Origin of the sequence: Myxococcus sp. RHSTA-1-4 (genome assembly GCF_020037125.1) — a bacterium.
GTDB lineage: Bacteria > Myxococcota > Myxococcia > Myxococcales > Myxococcaceae > Myxococcus.
The window spans coordinates 1-1059 of the sequence record NZ_JAIQDG010000131.1 but is presented as its reverse complement, the minus strand read 5'-3'; the positions used below and the strand labels follow the sequence as shown (position 1 = coordinate 1059).

1 protein-coding gene is annotated in these 1059 nt (G+C 70.6%); it reads right to left on the bottom strand.

Translation table 11 applies throughout. The annotated features are described in order from the left end of the window. Positions 1-132: 132 nt before the first annotated feature. On the bottom strand, positions 133-915 hold the full coding sequence (istB, locus tag K8638_RS44255; RefSeq protein WP_223760824.1) for an IS21-like element helper ATPase IstB: 783 nt from the start codon (positions 913-915) through the stop codon (positions 133-135). Positions 916-1059: the final 144 nt, after the last annotated feature.

The window sequence follows — 1059 nt, the reverse complement described above, 5'->3', positions numbered from 1 at the left end:
GTGTCAAGGCTCGGCTAATCAGGTCGCTGTTCGGTCCGGCCAATGAGGTCCGGACGTGAGGAGCCCGGGAAGCGCGACGGCGTGGACCGCGCGGGTTCGGCCAAACCGGTCCGGTAGGGGCTGCGCCAGGCGTCAGCGTGCGATGGTCTCGGCCTGGGCCGCGCGCGGTGCTCGGGTGCGCTTGGCGAGCGGCGGGTTGCGGTAGCTGTCACCCTCGATGGTGAGTACGTGGGCGTGGTGCAGCAGCCGGTCCATGGCGGCGCTGGCCAGCAGCGCGTCACCAAACAGCGGAGGCCACTCCTCCAGAGCGCGATTGGAGGTGAAGCAAGTGGCCGCGCGCTCGTAGCGGCGGCGGACAATCTCGTACAAGTCGATGCCCTCCTCGCCCGTGAGGGGCCGCAGTCCCAGGTCGTCGACGATGAGCAGGGCTGGCGTGGTGAAGCGCAGGAGGCGCCGCTCGTAGCTGTTGTCGGCGCGTGAGGCGCGCAACTGCGTGAGCATGTCGTGGGCGCTCACGTAGAGGACGGCGTGGCCGGCGCGACAGGCACGCTGGCCCAGCGCCTGGGCGAGGTGACTCTTGCCGACGCCCGCCGGGCCCACCACCAGCACGTTCTCGTGTCGCTCGACAAAGGAGCAGGTGCCCAGCTCCAGCACCTTGGTGCGCGGGACGGAGGCGTTGAAGGAGAAGTCGAAGTCCTCCAGGGTGCTGGGCCGCTCGAAGGCAGCACGGCGCAGGCGCACGTCCAACTGCTTGCCGTCGCGCCGCTCCACCTCGTCGGCCAGCAGCCGGTAGAGGAATTCCGTCAGCGACAAGTTGGCGTCGGCCGCCTCGCGGCAGCGCACCTCGAGGGACTGCAGCAGCCCGGACAGGCGCAGCTTCTTCAGCACGGGGACGAGCTCGTCATGGGGACTCATGCGGGGGGACACTCCTCAGCGGGGTAGGACTGCGGGGACAGCGAGGGGGGAGCGCTAACGCAGCAGCAGCGTGCGCACGTCGCGCGCGTAGCGGGGCGCAGGCGGCGCAGGAGTGGCGGCGGGCGTGGCGATGGCCAGGTGCCC

Coding starts and splice junctions, on each gene's coding strand:
- istB (WP_223760824.1), bottom strand. CDS start 915: ATGAGTCCCCATGACGAGCTCGTCCCCGTGCTGAAGAAGCTGCGCCTG.